At 42.1% G+C, this 20551-nt stretch carries 19 protein-coding genes and 1 CRISPR repeat array; of the genes, 14 read left to right on the top strand and 5 right to left on the bottom strand.

Annotation, left to right across the window (positions count from 1 at the left end; translation table 11 throughout):
• Positions 1-6: 6 nt before the first annotated feature.
• Together H6F42_RS16270 and H6F42_RS16265 are read right to left on the bottom strand one after the other, a co-directional pair.
• Entirely contained in the window at positions 7-1251 is a 1245-nt protein-coding gene (locus H6F42_RS16270) for an ABC transporter substrate-binding protein (RefSeq protein WP_190400423.1), read from the bottom strand.
• Between the two features lie 191 nt (positions 1252-1442).
• Positions 1443-2876 (bottom strand): serine/threonine-protein kinase, encoded by a 1434-nt coding sequence (locus H6F42_RS16265; RefSeq protein ID WP_190400422.1) that lies wholly within the window; start codon positions 2874-2876, stop codon positions 1443-1445.
• Positions 2877-2962: 86 nt separating this feature from the next.
• Here H6F42_RS16265 and H6F42_RS22355 point away from each other — a divergent pair, with 86 nt between their 5' ends.
• The 7 genes from H6F42_RS22355 to H6F42_RS16230 all read left to right on the top strand — a co-directional run bounded on the left by H6F42_RS22355 (position 2963) and on the right by H6F42_RS16230 (position 10185).
• Positions 2963-3280, top strand: a complete 318-nt coding sequence (locus H6F42_RS22355) for a chlorophyll A-B binding protein (protein WP_190400421.1) — start codon at positions 2963-2965, stop codon at positions 3278-3280.
• A gap of 161 nt (positions 3281-3441) precedes the next feature.
• A complete protein-coding gene (locus tag H6F42_RS16255; protein WP_190400420.1) occupies positions 3442-4374 on the top strand; it encodes a competence protein CoiA family protein in 933 nt (310 codons plus the stop codon).
• Between the two features lie 269 nt (positions 4375-4643).
• Positions 4644-5399 (top strand): ABC transporter ATP-binding protein, encoded by a 756-nt coding sequence (locus H6F42_RS16250; protein ID WP_190400419.1) that lies wholly within the window; start codon positions 4644-4646, stop codon positions 5397-5399.
• A gap of 231 nt (positions 5400-5630) precedes the next feature.
• Complete coding sequence (locus H6F42_RS16245) at positions 5631-8480, top strand: zinc-dependent metalloprotease (RefSeq protein WP_190400418.1); 2850 nt, start codon at positions 5631-5633, stop codon at positions 8478-8480.
• A 59-nt stretch (positions 8481-8539) separates the two neighbouring features.
• On the top strand, positions 8540-9583 hold the full coding sequence (locus H6F42_RS16240) for a DUF3326 domain-containing protein (RefSeq protein WP_190400466.1): 1044 nt from the start codon (positions 8540-8542) through the stop codon (positions 9581-9583).
• A gap of 112 nt (positions 9584-9695) precedes the next feature.
• The gene (locus H6F42_RS16235) at positions 9696-9932 is read left to right on the top strand and encodes a DUF4160 domain-containing protein (protein WP_190400417.1); all 237 of its coding nucleotides are present in this window, start codon (positions 9696-9698) and stop codon (positions 9930-9932) included.
• Entirely contained in the window at positions 9913-10185 is a 273-nt protein-coding gene (locus tag H6F42_RS16230; protein WP_190400416.1) for a DUF2442 domain-containing protein, read from the top strand. The genes H6F42_RS16235 and H6F42_RS16230 overlap by 20 nt, the downstream gene beginning before the upstream one ends.
• A gap of 22 nt (positions 10186-10207) precedes the next feature.
• Positions 10208-12558: direct repeats of the CRISPR family, unit length 37 nt; unit sequence CTTCCAATCAAGCGATCGCCTAACTACCAGTTGCATC.
• A gap of 1798 nt (positions 12559-14356) precedes the next feature.
• On the opposite strand, the gene H6F42_RS16215 is transcribed toward H6F42_RS16230, so the two are convergent.
• Complete coding sequence (locus H6F42_RS16215) at positions 14357-14581, bottom strand: hypothetical protein (protein WP_190400415.1); 225 nt, start codon at positions 14579-14581, stop codon at positions 14357-14359.
• A gap of 198 nt (positions 14582-14779) precedes the next feature.
• Between H6F42_RS16215 and H6F42_RS16210 the strand changes: the two genes are divergently transcribed.
• From H6F42_RS16210 to H6F42_RS16195, 4 genes are all read left to right on the top strand, one after another.
• The gene (locus tag H6F42_RS16210) at positions 14780-15031 is read left to right on the top strand and encodes a type II toxin-antitoxin system prevent-host-death family antitoxin (protein ID WP_190400414.1); all 252 of its coding nucleotides are present in this window, start codon (positions 14780-14782) and stop codon (positions 15029-15031) included.
• Positions 15028-15282, top strand: coding sequence for a Txe/YoeB family addiction module toxin (locus H6F42_RS16205; protein WP_190400413.1), 255 nt, complete (start codon positions 15028-15030; stop codon positions 15280-15282). Before H6F42_RS16210 ends, H6F42_RS16205 begins: the two co-directional genes overlap by 4 nt.
• 71 nt (positions 15283-15353) lie before the next feature.
• Entirely contained in the window at positions 15354-15713 is a 360-nt protein-coding gene (locus tag H6F42_RS16200; protein WP_199289077.1) for a hypothetical protein, read from the top strand.
• Positions 15714-15719: 6 nt separating this feature from the next.
• Positions 15720-16112, top strand: a complete 393-nt coding sequence (locus H6F42_RS16195) for a type II toxin-antitoxin system VapC family toxin (RefSeq protein WP_190400412.1) — start codon at positions 15720-15722, stop codon at positions 16110-16112.
• Between the two features lie 173 nt (positions 16113-16285).
• On the opposite strand, the gene H6F42_RS16190 is transcribed toward H6F42_RS16195, so the two are convergent.
• Positions 16286-17323 carry an aromatic ring-hydroxylating dioxygenase subunit alpha gene (locus H6F42_RS16190; protein ID WP_190400411.1) on the bottom strand — a complete coding sequence of 346 codons (1038 nt, stop codon included), beginning with the start codon at positions 17321-17323 and terminating at the stop codon, positions 16286-16288.
• A gap of 434 nt (positions 17324-17757) precedes the next feature.
• Here H6F42_RS16190 and rpmG point away from each other — a divergent pair, with 434 nt between their 5' ends.
• On the top strand, positions 17758-17952 hold the full coding sequence (rpmG, locus tag H6F42_RS16185; RefSeq protein ID WP_009629301.1) for a 50S ribosomal protein L33: 195 nt from the start codon (positions 17758-17760) through the stop codon (positions 17950-17952).
• A gap of 55 nt (positions 17953-18007) precedes the next feature.
• Positions 18008-18229 (top strand): 30S ribosomal protein S18, encoded by a 222-nt coding sequence (gene rpsR, locus H6F42_RS16180; RefSeq protein ID WP_055074037.1) that lies wholly within the window; start codon positions 18008-18010, stop codon positions 18227-18229.
• Between the two features lie 66 nt (positions 18230-18295).
• Here the strand turns inward: rpsR and H6F42_RS16175 are convergent, their stop codons facing one another.
• Complete coding sequence (locus tag H6F42_RS16175) at positions 18296-19267, bottom strand: histone deacetylase (RefSeq protein ID WP_190400410.1); 972 nt, start codon at positions 19265-19267, stop codon at positions 18296-18298.
• Between the two features lie 130 nt (positions 19268-19397).
• Here H6F42_RS16175 and H6F42_RS16170 point away from each other — a divergent pair, with 130 nt between their 5' ends.
• Positions 19398-20033 (top strand): hypothetical protein, encoded by a 636-nt coding sequence (locus H6F42_RS16170; protein ID WP_190400409.1) that lies wholly within the window; start codon positions 19398-19400, stop codon positions 20031-20033.
• The last annotated feature ends 518 nt before the right edge of the window (positions 20034-20551 follow it).

The following is a 20551-nucleotide window of genomic DNA, read 5'->3' as shown; positions in this document are numbered from 1 at the left end:
TTCTAGCTATTGAATAAATGTAAATTTGCCACTGTTGCCATCGGGAGCCATTTTGATTTGAGCAACATAGAATTGCTTCTGTACGATTTCACCTTCTGGGGTGAAAGAAATTTCACCAATGGGAGTTTCGTATTTACCTGCTAGCAAAGTTTCATTGAGCTTTGTTCGCAGTTCAGGTAATTGCAAAGTACTGAGCTTAGTTTGCTTATCTAGAGTCCGCAATGCTTCAACATAAACTTGCACGGCGGTAAAGGCTTGAGCGCTGAACTGAGGTGGTTCCTTCTTATTCTGCTCGTTGTAGAGTTTACGGAATTCAGTATTAATTGGATTATTTAATTCAGGGCTGTAGGCTTGCGCGATGATAATTCCATCACACAGAGTCTTACATACTGGCAAAAGATTGGAAGTATTTAGTCCATTACCTCCAATGATTAAACCCTTGTAACCAAGTTCCCGTAACTGTTTGACAAGGTTGCCTCCATCAGCCGATAAACCTGAGATGATCACTAGATCGGGTTTAACGTTAATGGCATTAGTAACTTGAGATTGAAAATCTGTATCCGTTGTTTGGAAAGTTTGTACTGTTGCGAGTTCTAAACCTTTTTGTTTGACTGTCTCTTGGAAAGTGCCTGTTTCTGATTTGTTGAAGGCATCATTTTGAGCGTAGAAAACAGCTACTTTTTTAATTTGCGGATTAATTTTTAAGGCTGCCTCGATCGCATTGGGAGCAACTACAGCTACGGGAGCTGATACTCGCGAAATATATTTTCCAAGTTGGGGAATGCCCTTAGCAGTGTTGGAGGCGGCGATCACGGGTACACCCGCACGCTCAGCGATCGGATCTGCTCCAAAGGCTTGTTGAGAAAGGGTGGGTCCCACAATGCCAACAACTTTATCTTGAGAGATTAAAGTATTAAAAGCGTTAATTGCACCTTGCTCATCCCCTGCGGTATCTTGTAAAACAAGGCGGATGGGTGTGCCATTAACTCCGTTTTGCTTATTAAAATAAGCTTCCGCGATTTTTGCGCCTGTAACGCCTTCTTGTCCGAGTAGCGCGACGTTGCTGGTTTGGGCAAAGGCAATGCCGATGGGAATGGAGGTTTGGTTGCCTCCTGTGGCAGGACTATTGGGAGTAGTTGGATTAGAAGTAGGACTTGTTGGGGTACAAGCTATTGCGAGTAAGCAAGTCATCAATGCTGCGATCGCATAGCCCAGTAGATTTTTGATAGGTTTTGGTATTAGTCTTAACATTAGTCAATGAGCCTCAAAAAGCAAGTTTTCAATAGTTTATAGTTTTATCATCTAATACAGCGCTTTGCGCTTTCTCGAATCCCAGATAAATTTTGAAAAAGCTTGCTTCGCAAGCTTTTTCAAAATTTATCTGTATTACACAAACCCTAAATAGTCTGTATGAATAATATGAAACGCAAAGCGTTTCATATTTAGTAGGTTTGGCATATTTCTAAGCGATAGAAAACTGCATCTACTAAATTAAATCCTTCCCAAAAGAATAGGGTCGGCAAATGTCCTTGAGGAGAAGCGATCGTAAAGGTTAGATTTTCATATTTGCGCCATACTTTCGGCGAAAAAGCAAGCTTAAACCAACGTGGTTTGCGCCAACCAACGCGATCGGCAAACCGCTCATAAACAACAGCAAATTCCCAATAATTATTTTCGCGATAAATTAACTTCCCTCCTAAACTGTCCCAAATTTGCCTTTGGGAAGTCCAACCAAAATGACCATTACTAGCTTCCATCCAAGCGCGATCTATTTCTAGCCAAAGATCACAGGGGATTTGTTGAATATCTACGGTCGTAAGTTGCGATATTTGAGTTTTTTTGGCAAGTTCAAGAATGATTTGATTGGTTAAGCGATCGCCTTCTTGCCATTGTCCTAAACTCAGAGCTTCTCTAAGTTCTCGCAATCCCTTAGAGCGTAAAGCCATGTTTGCAGAACTGGTAATATTTGTAATTTTAAGAGGCTGTAAATCCTTTAAAACTTCTTCAGCCGATTGATAGCGATTGACGATCGCCTTAGCCAAAAGCTGATCTACCATCTTTGCTAATTGCGTAGATATGGCATTAGGTAACTTCTCTCGCCAAATCCAGCGATCGCTAGCATCATCGTACAAATCAAAGGGAGAGATACCTGTTAGTAAATGAATACAAGTCACACCCAAACTATACAGATCGCTCTGAATTACTGCCTTGCCGCGTGTTTGTTCGGGTGCAATATATTCCGCACTCCCAATTAAAGTTCCTGTTCTTGCCGTATTACTTTTAAAAACTTTCGCCGCCCCAAAATCCACCAATACTAAACTCATCTTTCCCTTTTTCCTTTTTCCTTTTTTTCTAATAATATTATCTGGCTTAATATCCCGATGAATAACTTGGCGATCGTGAATAAACTGAAGCACAGGCAAAATCTCAGCTAGTAACTGATAGATTTTTGCTTCACTGAATACACCTTGGCGTTGCAGTTCATTGTAGAGATTTTCGCCTTCTATTAACTCTTGAACTAAATACCAACAACCATCTTCTTCAAAGTAGGCAATCAATTCAGGAATTTGAGGATGAGAACCCAGTTCTTTAAGTTGATTAGCTTCGCTCTCAAATAGGGCGATCGCTTTGGTCATTAACTTAGAGTCTGGTAATTGAGAATCGGCAAACTGCGGTAAAAACTGCTTAATTGCACAGGGTTGCCCCAATCGCCCCAAATCTCTCCCCCGAAAAGTGCGTCCCATGCCTCCCTGTCCAATTAAAGCGATCGCCTCATATAACCCTTTAAGCTGCAAATTTTTTCCACAATTCATGCAAAATCGACCCGTTTCGGGATTGTTTGGCTTTTGACATTGGGGGTTAAGGCAGTAGGGCATATTTCTGACGATAGATTTACATTTGTTTACACTAAATGTAAAGTTTATTTAATTAATATAAAACTTCTGTAGGAAATTAATTAATCATGGTATCTACACCAACCAAGACCCCAGCAAGCGACAACAACAGTTCTCCAACAGTTAACAAAACCGTCGGTCTTAATGTAAATCCTACAGGGGCAGGCGTATTTGGTTTTAGTAACTTTGCCGAAACATGGAACGGACGCATGGCAATGATCGGTTTAGTTGCTGGTTTTGCTAATGAAGTGATTACTGGTAAAGGTATTCTCGCTCAAGTAGGCATTACAGGCGGTATTAGTGTCCTGTTTGCGCTATTTTTCACAGGTTTCACCATCGCGACATTGCTCGGCTATTACGCTGTAAAAGCAACTAGAGATTCGTAGTAGCTTTGCTACTTTTACTAAAATATATAAACCCAAAGATGAACGGCAATGATTGACGCTAGTTTAGTTCTTTGGGTTTTTGTGTTTCTAAAGCATTTTTCCTAATCTCTCTACAAGCACTGAAAAGCTATTATTTAATCATTACTTTTATATTTATTGCTATGGCTAATGAGATTCTTTACTCTATTGGGGAGACACCACTAAAGGATTTGATCAAGGCAAAAAATGCTGATAAAGATAGCTCATATTATTGCCCAGACTGCAAACAACCCTTTATTCTTCGCAAAGGATTAAAGAAGCGTCCACATTTTGCACATAAGTCTGTTAGCCCTAATTGCACACCAGAATCAGCTTTGCATTACAGTTTTAAGACTCTACTGCACAATAAAATTCAATATCATCTAGATCAAAATCTACCTTTAAATATTCATTGGAAATGTAATATTTGTAATGATGTACACAAAGGGAACCTATTGAAGAAAGCAACAATGGTTAGGCTAGAGCATGATTTAGGAGTCTGCCGCCCTGATATTGCACTATTGGATAAAAACGGGAAAGCAATTGCTGTAATTGAGGTAGTTGTAACTCATAAGCCTTCACAGTCAGCAATTGAATACTATAGAAACAACAAAGTTATTCCAATTTTATACATCTTGAAAGCTGATCAAGATGTAGATCGTCTAAATTATGAATCCCTGAGACCTGACAGTATTGATTTATGCACTAATCCAAAATGCTCAAAATGTGGTCACTATATGCAAAAGAAGCAATTAATCATTGTCGATTCATCATGCTGGAAATGTCACTCACAGATGAAAGTTGCTCTTGTTATAGCTGATATTCAAATTGATTTGGATATTTTATCTTCTGAAGATATCCAAACTGCAAATGAACATGGGTGCTTTTTTAACAAGCAATACAGCCAATTCATAAACAATACATACTTAGCTAACACTTGTCGCAATTGTAATAATTTTATTGGAGAAAATTTTCTTCCAGACTATTTGTTATTTCCTACTCTTAAACGAGAAGTTATAGATATAGGTTTTTTTTGTCTTTACTGTGTTAATAAAATCAAAACTCAAAAATCTTAATATATAGGCATCGGCTTCTGATTTTGTAAATTCTTTATGGGGAAGCCTGAGCATGTAGTCATAAGTGGCTTAAGAGTAAAGTTTTAGATTTCTGTAAATCAGACAATAGTCATAAAACAGGAGAAATAGCTAGTTTTGGGTTGCTATGTTTAATAAATTCTTGAGACAGTAAATTTGAAATACTACTTTTTTTGCACGAATCACTAAGTTTGTGAGTATAATTTTGAAAACGATTATCATTTTTTGAGCAGCTTATGCTTAAAGCGCAAATGCTTGAAGTGCAAAACCTATCAGTGAGCTATCGGGAAATTATCGCTTTGTCGAATATTTCCTTTAGCCTGAGTTCTGGTTCATTAGTGGGATTGATCGGGGCTAATGGCGCAGGCAAAAGCACATTACTCAAAGCTATGCTCGAATTGATTCCCGCCCAAAGTGGTCAAATTTTTTTTGATGGACAACCTTTAAAAAAACAACGACATAAAGTTGCTTATTTACCACAGCGATCGCAAATTGATTGGGACTATCCCGTGACCGTGTGGAACGTGGTGATGATGGCACGGACTCAGCATAGCGGCTGGTTTGGCAAAGTCAGCCGTCAATCTAAGGAAATTGTCCGCCAAGCTCTAGAGCGGGTTGAACTGTATGAACTTCGCGATCGCCCGATCAAAAATCTCTCAGGTGGACAGCAACAGCGTGTATTTCTGGCGAGAGCTTTAGCACAACAGGCGGAAATTTTATTGCTAGATGAGCCTTTGACGGCAGTTGACAAAAAGACTGAAGCTTTGATGTGGCAAATTTATAGCGAGCTGAAGCAAGAAGGTAAAACGTTATTAATTAGTTGCCATGAATGGGGAAGCCCCCTTGATCGCTATGATCAATTATTGCTCCTCAATCGCCAGTTAGTCGCCAGTGGCACACCGCGACAGGTTTTGACCAATAAAAATATTCAGCTAGCCTATGGTGCGCCCTTTGCGCCAACTAATCAAGATAGCTTCGACCATACCGACGAACTTTTATTTTGTTAAACAAATTAGAGCGATCGCTCTAATTTATAGCTGTTGCCATTTTGGTTAGATCACAAAACCCGAAGACGAGTTGCGGCGCTTCACGCCGCAACTCGTCTTCGGGTTTTGATTTGTCCTAATGCAAGTGTCTACAGCTATATATAAAAATCTATAAATAATTAATCCCATTTACCGCAAGTGCAACTAATATAGTTAATCTGTTTTAACTAAACATATATTGCGGGCGCAGTAATGAAGAGATTTCGATTTTGGATAGCAATTTGCTTCAGTTTTTTCCTAGTCCTTATTTCCCATCCATTTATCGAAAGACTCTCTCCCCTAGCGGCTCAAATTCCACCAGCCCCCCTAATCAGCACGCCCAGCAACCCAGAAAAAGGTGAACTTCAAAGCTTTGATGAAGCTGTTAAAAATCATGAAAAGTTAACAGGACTATTTACCATTTATCGTCACAAAGAAACAGGTAAATACTTAGCCGAAATTAAGCCTGAGCAACTCGATCGCAATTTTCTGGCGGTAATGACCTTAGAATCAGGGATTGGCGAAAGAGGGCTTTATCGGGGCATTCCTCTGCGCGATCTTATTTTTAATTTGCGGCGCTTAAACAACAATTTACAATTTGTCCTGCCTAACACCAACTTTCGCACTCAGTTAGGAGATCCACAGGAGCGATCGCTCAAACAATCCTTTAGCGACTCGATTTTATTATCATTACCAATTCGGAGCATCCATCCCAAAACCAAAGCTTTTCTAATAGATTTAGAACCTCTGGTCGTCAGCGATGCATTACCCAACTTGAATCGCACCTTAGCAAATAGATTGGGAGGCAGTTTTATGCTTGATCCCACTAAATCCTATCTCAACAAAGCTCAAGTATTTCCTCAAAATATCGAATTAGAATCCGTGTTTGGATTTATGGGAAATCTATCGCCTCGAAGCGAATTTAATGCTCCTGATTTAAATAGTCTGCCCGACAGCAATGCATTTACCTTAAAGGTTCGCTACAGTTTTTCGCAACTACCAACCCAAAATGGTTATCGACCTCGCTACGCCGATGAGCGGGTTGGCTACTTCGTCACCGCTTATCAGGATTTATCTAAAAATTCTGGTAAGGTTCCCTTTGTGCGCTATATCAATCGTTGGCAACTAGAGAAAAAGAATCCTAGTGAGTCAATCTCGCCACCGAAGCAACCCATCACTTTTTGGATTGAAAATACCGTTCCCTTAGAATATCGTGATGCAATTCGAGAAGGGACTTTAATGTGGAATAGAGCTTTTGAGAAGATCGGCTTTAAAAACGCAATTGTGGTTAAACAGATGCCCGATCGCGCTAATTGGGACCCTGCGGATATTCGCTACAACACGATTCGCTGGTTTAACTCCATTGACGGCTTCTTTGCGATGGGTCCTTCGCGAGTCAATCCCTTAACTGGTCAAATTCTTGATGCGGATATTATTATTGACAGCAGCTTAATTCGAGCCATTAGACAGAACTATGAAAATGTTGGTCAGCAAAATAATTGGCAAAATATTCCATTTCTAGCACGTTTAACGGGTAATCCAAATCTATGCAACTATGGCATGGATGCTCGTCGCCTCAAGCTGGATAAACTCTCTTTGCTAAAAAATCAAGGTCGGAATTTAGAAAGCAATCAAAGTAATAGCAATCTATTTATGTCTAGTGCCAATGATCTCTGTTATGGCATGGAGGCAATGGAACAGTTCAAATTAGGTGCGATGTCTTTATCACTCTTGCAGAATGTACTGCCTAGTAGCGATCGCATGAAAGATTACATTAATCAATTTGTGCGTGAACTAGCCGCCCATGAGGTCGGGCATACCCTTGGCTTACGGCATAACTTTCATGGTAGTGCCATGCTTGCTCCTGAGGAATTAAATAATCCTGAAGTTACCAGTAAGCGTGGTTTAGCAGGTTCGGTAATGGACTACAACGCTGTGAATTTAGCTCCACAGGGAACTAAGCAAGGAGATTTCTTTGCCAGTAGAATTGGAGCCTATGATGAATGGGCGATCGCCTATGGATATACTCCCATTAATGCGATCATTCCCTCTGACGAACTGAAGGAATTAGGCAAAATCACCAGCCTCGCCGCCCAGCCAGAGTTAGCCTATGCTCCCGATGAAGATGCTGCCGCAGGACTCGATCCGCTGACCCAATCCTATGATTTGAGCAATGATTTAGTTACCTATACGCAATGGCAGTTTGATAATGCCCGTGTCATGTGGAATCGCATCGAAAAGCGTTTTCCCGGAAAAGGCGCAAGCTTTAATGATACTAAAATTGCTTTCAATCAAGTCTTTAATTACTATGCTAACAATCTATTCGCCTTAGTTCCCTATGTTGGTGGGCAATCCTTTAATCGTTATCGATCTGGTGATGCAGTCGGAAGGTTGCCCTTTGAGCCAATTCCAGTTACTAAGCAAAGAGAAGCCCTAGCATCTATTCAACGGAATTTATTTGCGGCGGATGCTTTCAACTTCTCACCCAATTTGTTGAATAAACTTGCGCCTTCCCGATGGTATCACTGGGGAACTTCGCCACAGTTTTCTTCTCTCGACTATCCCATTCTGGAACGAATTTTGTCTTTGCAAACTTTAGTATTGAGCGATTTGCTTTCTTCCGATCGCCTGCAAAGATTGCGCGATACCGAGTTAAAAACTAATGCGGGTGAAGCTCTCACCCTGCCTGAACTATTTGATACTTTGCAGCAAAGTATTTGGTCAGAAGTTCTCACCCCCACTAATGACATGACGCAAATTTCGAGTTTGCGCCGATCGCTCCAACGCCAACACATGAATCTATTAGTCAATCTCGCTTTACGCAATCGCCTATCCTTTGACAAAATCGATAACTTTCTTGATTTGATTGTGGGTATTCAAACTAGCAATCCGCCCGAAGATGCGCGAACTCTCGCTTGGTATCAATTGCGCCAACTCCGCGATCGCCTTGCCAATGTTTTACGCGATCGCGGCGATAAGCTCGACACCTATACCAAAGCCCATCTAGAAGAAGCTAGCGATCGCCTTACCAAAGCGATCGACGCAAAACTTCTATCTCAATAAAATTAAGGATGTGCGGCACGAATCGCCCCATATCCTTAACTACTTATGCCAATAATCCAATGGAAAATGCTTTAAATACTTTTAATGTCTTATTGCTTGTGCCGACAGGCATTAAGGCGGCGATCGGTGGTTATGCGGGGGATGCCTTGCCAGTGGCGAGAGCGATCGCTTCCATCTCTGATCACGTCATTACCCATCCCAATGTCTTGAATGGCGCAAGTTTATATTGGTCGATGCCCAATGTGCTGTACACCGAGGGATATGCCCTTGATCGCATGGCAAAAGGGGAATGGGGCTTACGAAAGGTGAGAGCTAATCGCATCGGTGTAATTCTGGATCGCGGCATGGAATCAGATTTAGAATTGCGCCATCGTCAAGCGATCACTGCTGCACAGGCGACATTAGGACTAAATATTAGCGACGTGTTGGTGACCGATTGCGCTCTTGGGGTAGAACTGCGATCAGGAGATTCAGGAGCGACATGGGGAACGATCGCCAATCTCGATAGTTTATTGAGAGCTGCCGAGAAGTTAATCAAAGTCTCCAAAGTCGAAGCGATCGCCGTAGTCGCCAGATTTCCCGATGATCCTGATAGCGAGGCTTTACAAAACTATCGGCAAGGTAAAGGCGTAGATGCGCTTGCGGGTGCGGAAGCCGTCATCAGTCATGCGATCGTGCGGGAATTTGCCATCCCTTGCGCCCATGCCCCCGCCTTGCAATCTTTGCCTCTGGATGCAACTGTATCTCCCCGCGCCGCTGCCGAGGAATTAGGATATACTTTTTTACCCTGCGTCTTAGTGGGATTAAGTCGCGCTCCTAAAATTATTTCCAATCGCAATTTATTGAAGCCTAGCGATATTACATCTGACGATATCCATGCGATCGTTACGCCTTACAGTGCTTGCGGGGGTGCAGGATTATTGGCGCTTAATCCGTTACCTCATGTCCAAACTATTTTTGTGAAAGAAAATCACACGACCCTTAATGTCACCCCTGAAATGTTGGGATTAAAGGGAATTGAAGTGGAAAATTATTGGGAAGCGATCGGGGTTTTATCCGCCATTAAAGCGGGAATCAATCCTCACAGTTTAAGATTGCCGTAACAAGTTAGGAATCAATTAGGCGATCGCCTCTTTAATCTCTGTGCAAGTAAAGGGCGATCGCGTATTGATATGTTTTAATTAGCCAAGAATTACGCTGTGTTATTTTTAAGTCATGCCAACGATTTTAAGGATTGGTGCATATCGTTTTTATTTTTATAGTCACGAACCAAATGAACCACCGCATATTCACATTGATCGCGATAATTTGACCGCTAAGTTTTGGTTACAGCCAGTTAGCCTAGCTCAAAATATTGGGTTTCCTGCTAAAGAGTTAAGGAAATTACAATCTATGGTGATCGAAAATCAAATACAACTATTGGAGGCATGGTATGAGTACTTTGGCGATTAAGACTGATGAGAGAGTTAAGAATGTTAGCTTCACGGAAGATACAATCAGTGTTGACTTGATGGATGGTCGGACAATTGTAGTTCCGTTGGTGTGGTATCCAAGGTTATTAAATGGAACTATTGAGCAGCTTACTAAGTGGGAAGTCTGTGGTGGTGGCTATGGTATTCATTGGGAGGATCTTGATGAGGATCTGAGTACTGAAGGTATGTTGCGTGGTGCGCCTGCTCCGATAAAGTCAAGAGCAATTAGTTAAGGCGATCGCCTTTCTAATCTCTGTGAGTAAAGGGCGATCGCCTAACTACCAGTTGCATCGGCGATCGCCAAGTCAGGCAATTGAAAAGATCGCTTCCAATCAAGCGATCGCCTAACTACCAGTTGCATCTCGAAGCCACAGGAGCATCCGAGCAGATATGGGACTTCCAATCAAGCGATCGCCTAACTACCAGTTGCATCTGTCAATGGTGACATCACCATTAAGTGTCACCCCCTTCCAATCAAGCGATCGCCTAACTACCAGTTGCATCGTTATAATTTTTCTGGCGCTTTGATAACTTCTTGCTTCCAATCAAGCGATCGCCTAACTACCAGTTGCATCGTCAATTAGTTATCCCCAAAACGTCAAGTTTGATGGTCTTCCAATCAAGCGATCGCCTAACTACCAGTTGCATCGCAAGAGTTAAAGGTATACCTGCTAAATGGTCGACTTCCAATCAAGCGATCGCCTAACTACCAGTTGCATCTTAAGGTGTTACCCCGCAATTCATCAAAATGAGGCTTCCAATCAAGCGATCGCCTAACTACCAGTTGCATCGTCAAAGTTAGGATGAGTTTCTAAGCTGTTGTATGCTTCCAATCAAGCGATCGCCTAACTACCAGTTGCATCGTGTAATAGAGAAGTTGGATGGAGTTTGCGTAGCGACTTCCAATCAAGCGATCGCCTAACTACCAGTTGCATCTCACCATCATTTTTGCCAGTATCGATCGAAACTGCTTCCAATCAAGCGATCGCCTAACTACCAGTTGCATCGGGCGAGACATAAACTGCATCGCCATCTACCAAGTTGTCTTCCAATCAAGCGATCGCCTAACTACCAGTTGCATCACATAGATGCGTCAGAACCCTTGCAAGATTTTACCCTTCCAATCAAGCGATCGCCTAACTACCAGTTGCATCTTCGCCTTGCTTAGGTAACGCGGCTTTGTACTCACTTCCAATCAAGCGATCGCCTAACTACCAGTTGCATCCTCAAGTCACTATTGAGCAAGAATCTTTAGCAAACTTCCAATCAAGCGATCGCCTAACTACCAGTTGCATCAAAATATTGGAGTCGAAGGTTTCCCCAATAATATTCTTCCAATCAAGCGATCGCCTAACTACCAGTTGCATCGATCAAGGTTTTGTCTGGCAAGCCTTTTAAACTAACTTCCAATCAAGCGATCGCCTAACTACCAGTTGCATCTCTGGTTATTACCGCGCTTTAAATTGCTTGCATTACGACTTCCAATCAAGCGATCGCCTAACTACCAGTTGCATCCGCGAATTAGTGGAAGGCTGCATGGTGAGATCATCACTTCCAATCAAGCGATCGCCTAACTACCAGTTGCATCTACCAGATAAAAACCTAGCACCCGTGCCAAGAATTCCTTCCAATCAAGCGATCGCCTAACTACCAGTTGCATCGATCGCTGAGTTAGCGATCGCATTTTATAAACTTAACTTCCAATCAAGCGATCGCCTAACTACCAGTTGCATCGATTCTATTTCATTGAAAGCAGAATCTAGAAGCTTGCTTCCAATCAAGCGATCGCCTAACTACCAGTTGCATCTCAGCACAATACGGGTCATCTGTAGCAGGTTTATACCTTCCAATCAAGCGATCGCCTAACTACCAGTTGCATCATCGCCTAATTACCAAATTACTAATCATGAAAATGCTTCCAATCAAGCGATCGCCTAACTACCAGTTGCATCAAAAACTACGCAAGCTCGTCGATCTCACTGGCAATCTTCCAATCAAGCGATCGCCTAACTACCAGTTGCATCACTGGATAAGCGATCGCCATCATCAAAAAGCCTACCTTCCAATCAAGCGATCGCCTAACTACCAGTTGCATCAACTTTACTTCATCAGCGCTAAACGGGCGCGGCGCTCTTCCAATCAAGCGATCGCCTAACTACCAGTTGCATCTCGCATCTTTTACGCCGCCAAAAGCACCCCGTTCTACTTCCAATCAAGCGATCGCCTAACTACCAGTTGCATCTTGGGACAATGTTCAAACTGCTTTTGAATATTCTTCACTTCCAATCAAGCGATCGCCTAACTACCAGTTGCATCTAAGGAAGGTGTATTAATTTCTTTATCAATAAGCTCTTCCAATCAAGCGATCGCCTAACTACCAGTTGCATCGCAACTTTCATGATTTGGGGAAACTTTCTACTAGCTTCCAATCAAGCGATCGCCTAACTACCAGTTGCATCCAAATTGAATGTAAGCCATTAGCTAATACCCCATCTTCTTCCAATCAAGCGATCGCCTAACTACCAGTTGCATCCGAAGATGCTGGTATCACTACCCGCATGGACGGGATCTTCCAATCAAGCGATCGCCTAACTACCAGTTGCATCCGCCAGATCCCAAAAACTAAGCTGAGAGCCAATATCAGGATCTACTTGCGCGGATCGTTTGCGAGATCTACGTTTTGGAGAATCAATAGTATCAGGTTGGAAATCTTGCCATAGCTCAAGGTCTCTCTGTGATTGGATTTCAAGGTTTGCGCGAATAGGTATTGGCGATTGTGGCTGCAAGTCGTTTACTGGTGAGGGTTTAATCTCATCAGCTATTTCTAAAGCCCCGCTTTCGCGGTTGATTGCGGGAGATGTTTTTCCTCCCGATCCTTTCTTACTCTTGCGAGTCTTACTCAGTTGACGTTTCTTCCCACTCGTTGAGCGATCCACGTCCTTGACTTCCTCTGATGAAGCAGAGTAGGGTATCAATACCAAGCCTTTAAATGCGATATTGCGGATAACGGTTGAAGCGTTGTTATCTGCGTTGTCGCTATGACCACAATTCAAGCAATTAAACACAGCTTGAGATGGACGAAACTTTTCAGAATAGTAACCACATTGACTGCAACCTTGAGAAGTGTGCGGTGCGGGTACTTTCTTAAATATTCTTTCTGATGCTTTGGATTTAGTCTCTAGCATCGTTTTTGTTTTGCCAATCGCCACATCATGCAACGATTTGTTTAAACCCGCCTTAGCCGCCGCACCATTGGGTAAAAAAGCACCATTTTCACCAGCTTTTGCTTTTGGAGCGCGAACCATATTTTTAACTTTGGTATCCTCGATCGCGATGCACTGATACTCACTCACATACTTTGAGGTGAGCTTATGGATAAACCTGTCTCGTTGCCGAGCGATCTTGAGATGGATTTCGGCTAATTTTTTGCGCTTAGCTTTGAGGCGATTGCTTTTAAGCTTAGTCTGCTTCTCATACTCCTCGGAGCGAGAAATAGATCGCTGAATACGAGCCAATTTCTTAGCTTGTAACTTGGCATAGCGCTTTGACTCGTGCCGTCTGCCATCACTATCAGCAATGGGAGCGACTACACCAAAATCTAAACCTACTTCTTGCTTTTTCGCAGGTTTTACAGGCTTCTCATCTACAGCGCTAGTGAACTGGGCATAATAGCCATCGGCACGTTTAACGATGCGTACAATCGTATGATTGCCAGCATATCTACGATAAAGTCCTTTTGCTTTAATTTGTCCTAATTCTGGATAATCGATGAAAGAATTATCGCCAGTCAAGGGTAAAATATGCACTAATGTCCGACCATTGCTATTAGAGAAGCTTTCTAATCTGTCGGTTTTACCTTTATATCGTGGTCTGCCTTTTTTGCCTTTACGGTACTGACTCCAAGCGTCAATTAAGCTATCCACAACAGATCGACGCGATTCGCGATCAATAGAGTGCAGAAACTCAGGACATCGTTTATTTGCGATAAAGCGATAGTTTTCAACGTGTTTGTATGGATCATCAATGTCCTTGCCCTGATGCTTGCGAATATCACAGCGATCAGGATGATAAGCACAGCAAAGTCCGTACTGATTATCAGGATTGGTATAGGTAACGCCGTCTATTTTGCAAGATTTACGATACTGCCATACTTCAGGACTAGGCTCTGTCCATTCATGTTTTTTGCGCCAATCAAGCTGTTGTGATTCTTCAAGCAAAGACAAACCAGCATTCCAAACCCACTTCAACTGAGCAAGCCACAAATCGATCTTTGCAGCTTGCTCAGTTGTTGGATATAGCCGAAATTCGGTTATTTTTTTGGTTTTTTCGCCTGTCATAACATCATTCTAGCTAGAAACTCATTATATGCCCAACTATTGCAATCATTGAGCCAACCAAAAACACTCACTTATCCAACTCCGCCAAAAAATCATCAACAGAACCAGATTTGAATTTTCCTTCTCGATACTCCTTCTGAACCTCTCGAACTTCCCCAATAACTTGCTGCCGTTGACGTAACTTCAAACGATTATTCAACACGTCAATTAAAGCAGTTTGATCATCTAAAGACAAAGCTTCTATGGCAGTGAGAGCTTCTTGAAACAGAGACGTTTTTAAGGCTTGACTCATAGGATTATTTATGAAAACTTACGCTGTAACCTCGGTTTTTATTGTACTTCAGAAAAAAGCGATCGCCTCATAAACCAAGCATTTGTTTGACATCATTTAAAGCGATGGCGATTTAACTTCACTCAACTTGCGATCGCTGATTTAGGTAAAAGCTATAATCTTTAACAATCTAGCAATCAATAGCAGATCGACAACTTTATGAATGCAGTTTCTTATGTTGATGCACAGAGCAACTTGGCAAAAATGATCGATCAAGTATGCGATCATCATGATCCTGTGATCATTACGCGCCATCAACAACCATCAGCAGTGCTTCTATCTCTTGAAGACTATGAATCCCTTGCAGAGACAGCTTACCTTTTAAAAAGTCGTAATAATGCCAAGCGAATTTTTGAGGCGATCGCCGAATTAGAATCTGGCGGCGGTACTGTGCGGGAGTTAATCGAGTGAAGATACTTTTCTCAGAACGTGCTTGGGAAGATTATATTTACTGGCAACAAACAGACAAAAAAATGCTCAATCGAGTTAATAGCCTGATCAAAGATATCCAACGCAATTCCTACAGTGGCATAGGCAAACCCGAACCATTGAAACATGGATTATCGGGATATTGGTCTAGACGTATTGACGATGAGCATAGGCTCCTTTACAAAATTGAGAATGATACACTTTTATTAGCTCAAATTCGTTACCACTATTAAAGTCTCAAGCAACTACTCAAATCGAGATTGAGCAACTATCCCATAAACCAAGTATTTGTTCATCATTTAAAGTGATCGCCATTCTAATCACAGTTTCACTTTTAGCTGAAGGGCGATCGCCCCAAACCATTCCAGACAGTTGTGTTACTCTAGCAATACGTTACTGGTTCTGTAAAACTATGAAACTACAAATTCAAGGCATTAAATCAGGACAAACGATTCAACTGTTAGATATAGTTAACATCCCTGATGGAGCAGTATTTCTGGAAATTGAAGCAGATAAACCTAGCGATAAAAGCGCCAGAATAGAAAGACTAAATCGTATATTTGGCACATGGTGCAACCATCCAGATATTGATCTAATATTCACCGATATTGACACACAACGTCATCGGGACTATGGGAGAAACATCGACTCCTTCGACTTCTAACTATTCATGTATTTACTTGACACCAACATCTGCATCGCACTACTCAAAGGCAATCCTCAAGTTATTTTGTCCTTTAATGCCTGTGCTGATGAATGCTATATTTCCACAATTAACGTTGCTGAACTTTATAAAGGTGTTTATTGCTCACAGCGCCTAGAACAGAACCTTGCATCACTTGAGCTTTTTCTACAAGATATGCCAATTATCAGTTTCGATCTATTAGCTGCTAAAGAATTTGGCAAAATCCAATCAGAACTTAGACAAATCGGTAAACCCACAGGTGAACTAGATGCCATGATTGCTGCTGTAGAGCGATCGCGTCATGATCGGGTAGTTACAAATAACACAAAAGACTTTATCAATATTTCTGGTTTAGGGTTGGAAAATTGGATCGTTTAGCGATCGCCTCATAAACCAAGTATTTGTTCATCATCATTTAAAGCGATCGCCATTCTAATCACAGTTTTACTTTTAGCAAAAGCGCGATCGCTTTGTGGTGATTTGAATGAGCGATCGCGAGTTATTGGTAATTAGTTGATAGACGCTACATTAAACGTCCGCATCTAAATTTATTACGAAGTAAAGGATTTACCTAAACCCAGAGCCGCAAGGCGTTTACGGAAATTAATAGAACTTTTATCGCCAGCGATATGAACCTCATCGGCTAAGCATATGGGCAAATCTTCGGGCCATTGCTCCTCAACGATCGCCTTATCCTCGTCAAATACTTGATGATTAAAATCAAGCGTATCTTGGAGCGGTGCATCCTTATCAAAATTTCGGCAAATTGGCACAAATACTCGCGTTTTACGTGCGGAAATTGGTGAAGCGGCATTGAGAACATGTAGCTTTCCGTGAGGGAAAAAGACTGTAAGCTTAGCGGTGAAGGGAAGGAACACCTCAAACAGTCTGCGCCATAAAAAATCAGGGGGCGCTAAATGCTTCATACCATGACCGTAGTTACTTACCGTGCTGATATAGTCGGCACGGAATCCAGAGGGAGTTTGCTCAATGGCATAGTCTGGGACTTCTGGATTATCCGCCTCACCAAAGGATTTAGCATGGATAAAGGCAAAGTGACTCACATCTAAAAAGCCTTCCACTTGTCGCCCTGCGGCGGCTTCTAAATTCACGGCTTCGGGTAATACCTGAATGTAATCAGGATCTTCCCATTCCTCTAGTTCAGGAAAGGGAACTAAGCCATTGTCGATTAATCTTGTCCACACCAGCCCATAGCGTTCTACCGCAGGAAAAGTCTTAAGTCTGAGCCTTGCGGGAATTTTGGCATTTGGCTCCGCAGGAATACAAACACATTGTGCATCGCGATCGTACTGCACGCCATGATAGGGACAAACGAGGCGATCGTTTTCAATCCAACCCAAGCTGAGGGGTGCGCCTCGATGCAGGCAAAGATCTTTGGCGACGATGATCGTACCATCGGAAACTCGATAAATTACTAAGCGCTCATCTAATAGGCGAGTGCCATAGGGCTTTTCGGCTGTGATTTCATGGGAGAACGCCACGGGATACCAGAAGGGGGCAAGCGCTTGCCAATCACTTGGGCTAAAGGTGCAATTGCGCGGCAAAGATACTTCTTGGGTCGCTACCATAAAGATCACTTTTGTATATAGGTATAAGTCCGACGTTACAACGAGATAAGGTTCTATTCTGTATAACTTTGCACGAATCCCTAACCCCCAAAGAGAATGACGGCGCTTCGCGTCGCCATTCTCTTTGGGGATTAATAAAAGCGGTGCGAAACGCTACTTTTTTTAATAAGGGGCGGCGCTTTGCACCCCACTTATAGCTGTAATCACTTGCTTTATGAAAAGCCAAAAACCAAGAAGTGAGTGGCGGCGCGAAGCGCCGCCACTCACTTCTTGGTTTTTGTATTTTAACCAGAGTGGCTATAGCTATATTTTTTTCTCTGCAAAACTTAGAGGGCTATAGATTTTCAATTAGTCCCAAAATTTATATTGAAAATCGCGGTAATTATGTGTAACAATCGTAGATCGCACTTTTAAGTAATCTCACAACTAAAAAAATGGCTAAAAACAAAGGTGTCCGTCTCGTTATTACGCTAGAGTGCACCGAATGTCGCACCAATGCCAATAAGCGTTCTCCTGGTGTATCTCGTTATACAACCATGAAAAATCGTCGTAATACCACCGCAAGATTAGAACTCAAAAAGTTCTGCCCTCATTGCAACTCTCACACCGTTCACAAAGAAATTAAATAGTTTCTAAAGTCCGTTAGTCCCCTAATTAAAAAAACCGCATAATCCCATCATGGCAATGAACTCCTCTTTTTATCGTAAGCGCCTCTCCCCGATCGCGCCTGCTGCCAAAATCGACTATAAAGATGTCGAATTACTGCGTAAATACATTACTGAGCGTGGCAAGATTCTGCCCCGCCGTATTACAGGTTTAACTGCAAAGCAGCAACGCGCTTTGACCACCGCGATTAAGCAAGCCCGTGTAGTTGCTTTGTTGCCCTTCATTAACAAAGAAGGCTAGAGAAATAGGCACAAAGTGTCATTTGTTAAAAAAAGAGAGTTGCTTTGCAACTCTCTTTTTTTGATTCTACAAGCATTGACTAATAACGCTAATGACCGATCGCGAAAGGCTGTTAAAGTCATAGCCGCCTTCTAGACCAAATAAAATTTTGGGGGTTATTTCTAAACACAACTTAGTGAAAGCACCAAAATCTTCGGGTTTCAGCAAAATACTTGCTAAAGGATCATCGGCATTGGCATCAAAGCCCGCACTCACAATTAACAAATCAGGCTTGAAATCTTGCAAAAATGGCAAGATCTGATTTTCAAAGATGGGCAAGTATTCCTTAATTGCGGAATTAGCGCGGATGGGAATATTTAAAATATTGTTATGTGCGCCCCTTTCATCGGCGCGACCAGTCATGGGATAAAAAGGTGACTGATGGGTAGACACATAGGCAATATCCGCTCGATCCCAGACTGCCTCCTGTGTACCGTTGCCATGATGCACATCCCAATCGAGGATGGCGACGCGATCCAGATTTAGGCGATCGCAAGCCGACATGGCGGCGATCGCCGCATTACCAAAAATGCAAAAACCCATTCCTGAATGAGCGCGGGCATGGTGACCGGGGGGACGTGCTAGCACAAAGGCGGGGCGACCTGATTCGAGAACTAAGTCTAGTCCATCGAGCCAAGCACTAACTGCCAGTAGAGCCACATCATAGGTTTGCGCTGAGGCGATCGTATCGCCATCAATATAGCCGCCGCCGCGATCGGTTAATGACTGGAGCGAGGCAACATATTCAGGAGTATGAAAGCGCTGCACTTCTTCTAAAATATTCAAGCCCGATCGCCTATGGGAATCGATTGAGGTTGGCTCTAGCCAATTTAATTGGGAGGCGATCGCCGAATTTTTAAGGGCTTCGACGGTAGCGGTGAGACGACCTGCTTTTTCAGGATGATAAGTCCCTGTATCATGCTCTAAAAATAGCTCAGAATAGATAATAGGAAATTTATCAGAAGGATTTAAAGTTGAGGAAATATTGTTAGAAAACATAAGTAATTTGGCTTATCTACAATTCTCGGAATATTTGTTGTCTCCATAGAGACTAACGTTATACTTTTAAAACTATAGATTTGTTTGAAATCTTTCTTAGTTCCACAGCAATTTTACTTGGGTTTTTCCTGTGGTCGATCCATCACAACCAACATATCCATCGGATACGGAAAAGCTAGCCGTGCCAAAGGAGCTTGCTTCATTGTTCCACGAGATCGTTAATCTATATCATCAACACCACAATCAACTAGTTGTTATTGATGGGCTAAACGATCTCATTACTGCTACAAAAGGGGGGAAGAATTATCCTCTTCTCCCAAATCAAGTCAGTCCACCTCTTCATAACTATCTAGATAACCAAGAGCTAGAAAGTGAGTCTGATTTTCTTAAAAGTTGGGATGATATATTCAACGTCCAAGTTTATATTGATACAGATATTTACGGTGAGTTAGATCCGCGACCACCTGCCTTAGTACAGATTGAAAATGGTAATAACGATGGGGAAACTATAATTCAACATACAGAGGCGACAGAAGCCTATGTTCAGTCATGGAAAGAGTTAGCGGAAAGTATGTCTTCATTTCCTGACGACTTATTTACGCGTCTATGGACAACGATCGAAATCGCGAAAATTTTAGAATGTTCTCCCAGCAGCTTGCGGCGTTCCCGTAGACATGGGCGCTTGCCTCTTAAAATTAAAAACCTGATTCTTGACTGCATTTCCCATGATGGAAAAAGAAGTTTATGGTTTGTCAGACCAGCCTAATAAACTAGGGACTGACTTCTGTTATAGCTATGGTCACTTGCATTAGGACACAAAACCAGAAGAGGAGTTGCAGTGCAAAGCGCCGAACTCCTCTTCTGGTTTTGTGTCTTAACAAGAATAGAAACAGCTATAGCAATGTAAGTTTTGCTTAGGAAATAAACCCCAAAAAGCGAGTTGCGGCGCTTTGCGCCGCAACTCGCTTTTTGGGGTTTTGGTTTGTACTGGCTAACTTTTGCTTTGCTATATAACAGAAGATAGTCTCTAGTTTTTAGTTATCCCAAATTAAGAAATGGCGTAGCCATTTCTTAATTTAAAAACTCTTACTGGGTTTGTTTTTTAATTCACAAAAGTGTGACACCACTTTTGTGAATTGATATTATAGCCTGTGGAGGTTTTATATAGTAACTGATGTTACGTGGAAGGAAAACAGAGTAGAGTAAAGATAGACTCCGACAGAGGTTGAAAGGTATGGACAGAAAGTTCTTAGACCTATACTCAGATTACCTAATCAGTAGTTT

Origin of the sequence: Pseudanabaena sp. FACHB-1998, from assembly GCF_014696355.1 — a bacterium.
Lineage (GTDB): Bacteria > Cyanobacteriota > Cyanobacteriia > Pseudanabaenales > Pseudanabaenaceae > Pseudanabaena.
This window is presented reverse-complemented; position numbering and strand designations above follow the sequence as displayed.

Excerpts from the sequence above, each read along its gene's own strand:
- H6F42_RS16270 (WP_190400423.1), bottom strand. The coding sequence starts at position 1,251 with ATGTTAAGACTAATACCAAAACCTATCAAAAATCTACTGGGCTATGCG.
- H6F42_RS16265 (WP_190400422.1), bottom strand. The coding sequence starts at position 2,876 with ATGCCCTACTGCCTTAACCCCCAATGTCAAAAGCCAAACAATCCCGAA.
- H6F42_RS22355 (WP_190400421.1), top strand. The coding sequence starts at position 2,963 with ATGGTATCTACACCAACCAAGACCCCAGCAAGCGACAACAACAGTTCT.
- H6F42_RS16255 (WP_190400420.1), top strand. The coding sequence starts at position 3,442 with ATGGCTAATGAGATTCTTTACTCTATTGGGGAGACACCACTAAAGGAT.
- H6F42_RS16250 (WP_190400419.1), top strand. The coding sequence starts at position 4,644 with ATGCTTGAAGTGCAAAACCTATCAGTGAGCTATCGGGAAATTATCGCT.
- H6F42_RS16245 (WP_190400418.1), top strand. The coding sequence starts at position 5,631 with ATGAAGAGATTTCGATTTTGGATAGCAATTTGCTTCAGTTTTTTCCTA.
- H6F42_RS16240 (WP_190400466.1), top strand. The coding sequence starts at position 8,540 with ATGGAAAATGCTTTAAATACTTTTAATGTCTTATTGCTTGTGCCGACA.
- H6F42_RS16235 (WP_190400417.1), top strand. The coding sequence starts at position 9,696 with ATGCCAACGATTTTAAGGATTGGTGCATATCGTTTTTATTTTTATAGT.
- H6F42_RS16230 (WP_190400416.1), top strand. The coding sequence starts at position 9,913 with ATGAGTACTTTGGCGATTAAGACTGATGAGAGAGTTAAGAATGTTAGC.
- H6F42_RS16215 (WP_190400415.1), bottom strand. The coding sequence starts at position 14,581 with ATGAGTCAAGCCTTAAAAACGTCTCTGTTTCAAGAAGCTCTCACTGCC.
- H6F42_RS16210 (WP_190400414.1), top strand. The coding sequence starts at position 14,780 with ATGAATGCAGTTTCTTATGTTGATGCACAGAGCAACTTGGCAAAAATG.
- H6F42_RS16195 (WP_190400412.1), top strand. The coding sequence starts at position 15,720 with ATGTATTTACTTGACACCAACATCTGCATCGCACTACTCAAAGGCAAT.
- H6F42_RS16190 (WP_190400411.1), bottom strand. The coding sequence starts at position 17,323 with ATGGTAGCGACCCAAGAAGTATCTTTGCCGCGCAATTGCACCTTTAGC.
- rpmG (WP_009629301.1), top strand. The coding sequence starts at position 17,758 with ATGGCTAAAAACAAAGGTGTCCGTCTCGTTATTACGCTAGAGTGCACC.
- rpsR (WP_055074037.1), top strand. The coding sequence starts at position 18,008 with ATGAACTCCTCTTTTTATCGTAAGCGCCTCTCCCCGATCGCGCCTGCT.
- H6F42_RS16175 (WP_190400410.1), bottom strand. The coding sequence starts at position 19,267 with ATGTTTTCTAACAATATTTCCTCAACTTTAAATCCTTCTGATAAATTT.